Below are 3848 nucleotides of genomic sequence, written 5' to 3'. Positions count from 1 at the left end.
TATGCGACCTCCGTTGTACAGATGTTCTTGTCTTCCGACAAATATAAATTGTTACACAATATATGTCCTTGTTACTGTTGATTAAAATAATAAGTGTGCTGCCGGCCGAATTATAAAGTATTGGACTCAGTCATCATTCACTCTGTCCTGCCCAATAGCTTGATGAAAAATGGAGCATTGAACTAAAGTTCCCAAATAGCTTAATATCTATTAAGTAGATTCTTCTTTAAATTGAAAATGTTCGTGAATGAATAGCTTGCATCCGCTACAAGTGTCTCACGGTTTAAAGCATTATCAATATTTCACTTTATTTGCTTCTACGTACTGTTCCTCATTTACAGGCTCAAACCATTCAGTTTCTGGCTTGCTCGGATCACCAGCAGCTGCTAAATGAACAAACCATGAGTCATCTGCAGCACCATGCCAATGTTTCACCCCGGCTGGAATGATTACTACATCCCCTGCTTTTATGCGTTGGGCAGGTTCGCCCATAGCTTGATAATAACCTTCTCCGGCAGTAACAAACAATAATTGCCCCCCTGCATGAGAATGCCAGTTATTACGGCAACCCGGTTCAAACGTCACATTCCCAATAGCATTTGGGCCGGGTGTGAGCATTTTTAAATAACTTTGACCTACGAAAAATTGAGAAAATGGATTAGGTTCTCCTGTATCGAATAAAATCGTATCTTTCAAGTCTTTGATAATCATGACCCTTGTCTCCCTTAGTCCTTATAGATTTCTTTAGCTCTGTTAAATGCTGACCACGCTTTTGGCCATCCAGTATAGAAAGCAAGGTGGGTTATCATTTCAGCTATTTCCTCTTGGGTAACACCGTTTGCTTTTGCTCTTTGTAAATGAGCTGGCAATTGTTCAAAGTTCCCACCAGCGATTAGAGCACTAACCGTTATCACACTGCGATCGCGAGGAGACAATTCATTCTCTCGGGACCAAACTTCACCGAATAATACATCATCGTTAAGTTCTGCGAATTTAGGAGCGAATTCTCCAAGCAAATCTCGCCCTGCTGTTTGTTTTTCTGGCATAGTTCTTATCTCCTTTCTTAACCAGTATTTTATTAAGGTCTAATTAATACTTTGAGCGCTTCACGTTTGTCCATGGCACGATAACCTTCTGGAACCCCATCCAGATCAACGGTTACATCAAATACACGACCAGGTTCAATTGTTCCGTTAAGGATGTCCGGCAATAATTCTTCCATATATGCACGCGTTGGCGCTGGTCCCCCCGTCAGCGTTATATTACGCCCGAAAAGACTAGCAAAGCCGATGGGAGCATCCTCATACTGAGGCACCCCGACACGGCTGATAACCCCACCAGCCCTCACTACACCAAGGCTCATCTCATAAGCAGGCATTAGACCAACACATTCAAGAACAACGTGTGTTCCTTCGCCATTTGTCAACTCCCGAACTTTCGTAATGCCTTCTTCTCCGCGCTCAGAAACAACATCTGTGGCACCAAATTCAACACCAAGATCTGTCCGTACCTTATGTCGACCCATGAGAATGATTTTCTTGGCACCGAGTTTCTTCGCTGACAGGACGGCAAGAAGACCAACTGCTCCATCACCGATAACCGTTACTGTCGTATTTTCATTCACACCGCCCTTCACAGCCGCATGATAACCAGTGCCGTATACATCAGACAATGTTAATAGCGAAGGCAGTAATGGAGAGTTCTCATCTATTTCGTCAGGCAATTTGAACATACTTCCTTGTGCTTGAGGTACTCTAACAAACTCCGCCTGGCAACCGGACATAAACCCTCCGTGCATGCATGAAGTCATTAATCCTTCTTCGCAAAAAGGACATGTGTTGTCACCATAAGCAAAAGGAACGACAACCAAATCGCCTCTTTTGAATCCAGTAACGTTCGATCCCATTTCTTCAATTCTTCCGATGACTTCATGGCCCATGGCTTCACCTTCGCCATGCTCATGGGCATGCATGCTATGATAAGGATGCAGGTCGCTTCCGCAAATGCAAGCGCTAACCACCTTCAAAATGGCATCAGTCGGTTTTTGCAATTTCGGAACGGGTATTTCTACTACGYGAACATCACCAGCAGCATACAYCATATTTGCTTTCATTCCAATTAACCCTCTTTTCATTTATGAAACTTTTGTTTTGATTTAAACTTTCGGCAGAATTAGTATTTGCTTATTTGCCGGTCCTTTTCTTTTCTGTTTCCGGATAACGGTCACCAACAATTTGGATCTTGGCGATTCCTTCATTGATTTCCTGTAGCTCTTGTTCAGTAAACTCGATATTAGTTGATGCAACATTTTCAGGGATTCTGTTGACATTTGTTGTCCCTGGAATTGGAACAACAAAGGACTTCTGGGAAAGAATCCATGCAAGTGCTATTTGTGCAGGAGTTACATTCCTCCGTTCAGCCAGTTTATTCAAAAAATCAATAATTATTTGATTCGCTTCCATTGCTTCCTTGGTAAACCGCGGTAGCTCCCCTCGGTTGTCATTCTCAGTGAAAGATTTGTTCTTGTCTATTTTTCCGGTTAGAAATCCACGTCCCAGAGGGCTATAGGCAACTAAGCCAATCCCTAATTCCTCGAGTACAGGGAGAATGTTTCGCTCTACATCGCGCCACCAAATCGAATACTCACTTTCCACTGCCGCCAGCGGTTCAACGGAGTGTGCCCGGCGAATGGTTTCAGCGCTTGCCTCCGACAATCCCCAATGGAGGATTTTTCCATCATTTTTAAGTTGTTGCATAGTCAGCGCTACATCTTCAATTGGAACCTTTGGGTCCACGCGATGGATATAATATAGATCGATATAATCCGTACGCAATCTTTTTAAAGATTCTTCAACTGAACGGATGATGGACTCTGGCCGGCTGTCAAGCTCATTTGTTAAACCAGAGATCTTAAAACCGCCTTTTGTCGCAATCTGTACCCTGCTGCGGTGACCTGCAAGCGCCTCACCCACAAGCTCTTCATTTGTATAAGGCCCATAAACTTCTGCTGTGTCATACATGGTAATGCCAGCATCAATAGCGGAGTGCACGACCTGAATCATTTCATTACGGTCTTTTGCCGGACCCCGATGATAGTTTAGTCCCATACACCCGAATCCAAGTAATGAAGTCTCCAAGTTACCCAATAATCTTTTCTTCATAAGTCCTAAGTCCTTCCTTTTCTTTAATCCGTATTTGTAAATCAAAGCTTCAATCTTACGTGTACATATAGATCAAAATTTATTAAACTTCTCAATCAAAAAATTATTGTGCAATAATCGCGATAAGCAATTTGAGTCGTTTAATCAACTTGTGTCTATTATTATAGATCTAAGCAGTTTGAATTCAATGGTTAAAAAATTCTGATTTGTTAATTTAGCAACAGATCATCAATTTTTGTTTATTATTAATTCTTACTGTCTCTCTCTGTTAGTGAGGTTAATGGGATAATGCATGTAGTTTCTCATTAAAATAAACAGTATACTCAATAACAAAAATAGGAATCCGCCTAATACCACATATTTTGTCCCCATCTCAGTAATAATCGTTCCTCCTACTGTTGTCCCGATTGTTACCCCTACGTTACCAGAAGCTAAAAATAAGCCATTTGAGAACTCAGGAGCTTCTGGTGCTGCAGATACAATACAATATTGCGAGATATTGTTCCCTATAGCCACTACTATCCCAAAAGCGAAAACAATGATTGCCATAGGTATAGTGAACTGCCCCATTGAAAACAATAAAATGTAAACAAATGCCAATACGAATGGAAAGGATATTATAGATTTCATTGTGTTTTTTGTAAGGAGCTTGCCTGCAACAATGTTCCCTATTATGCTGGCCCCACC

The 3848-nt window shown here is 41.7% G+C and carries 4 protein-coding genes and 1 pseudogene; all 5 read right to left on the bottom strand.

Going from position 1 to position 3848, the window contains the following annotated elements; all coding sequences use genetic code 11:
- Window positions 1–294: 294 nt before the first annotated feature.
- Window positions 295–711 carry a cupin domain-containing protein gene (locus AB4Z33_RS30455; protein ID WP_442053488.1) on the bottom strand — a complete coding sequence of 139 codons (417 nt, stop codon included), beginning with the start codon at window positions 709–711 and terminating at the stop codon, window positions 295–297.
- A gap of 14 nt (window positions 712–725) precedes the next feature.
- Window positions 726–1046, bottom strand: a complete 321-nt coding sequence (locus tag AB4Z33_RS30450; protein WP_442053487.1) for a carboxymuconolactone decarboxylase family protein — start codon at window positions 1044–1046, stop codon at window positions 726–728.
- Window positions 1047–1078: 32 nt separating this feature from the next.
- On the bottom strand, window positions 1079–2113 hold the full coding sequence (locus AB4Z33_RS30445) for a zinc-binding dehydrogenase (RefSeq protein ID WP_442053486.1): 1035 nt from the start codon (window positions 2111–2113) through the stop codon (window positions 1079–1081).
- Window positions 2114–2183: 70 nt separating this feature from the next.
- Window positions 2184–3161 carry an aldo/keto reductase gene (locus AB4Z33_RS30440; RefSeq protein ID WP_442053485.1) on the bottom strand — a complete coding sequence of 326 codons (978 nt, stop codon included), beginning with the start codon at window positions 3159–3161 and terminating at the stop codon, window positions 2184–2186.
- A gap of 252 nt (window positions 3162–3413) precedes the next feature.
- Window positions 3414–3848 (bottom strand): annotated as a pseudogene (locus tag AB4Z33_RS30435) (MFS transporter); the annotation flags it as partial.

It is taken from the genome of Paenibacillus sp. 2TAB19 (genome assembly GCF_052115185.1).
Taxonomy (GTDB): domain Bacteria; phylum Bacillota; class Bacilli; order Paenibacillales; family Paenibacillaceae; genus Pristimantibacillus.
Note: the sequence above shows the minus strand (reverse complement) of the source record. Positions and strands in the feature narration are given on the sequence as shown.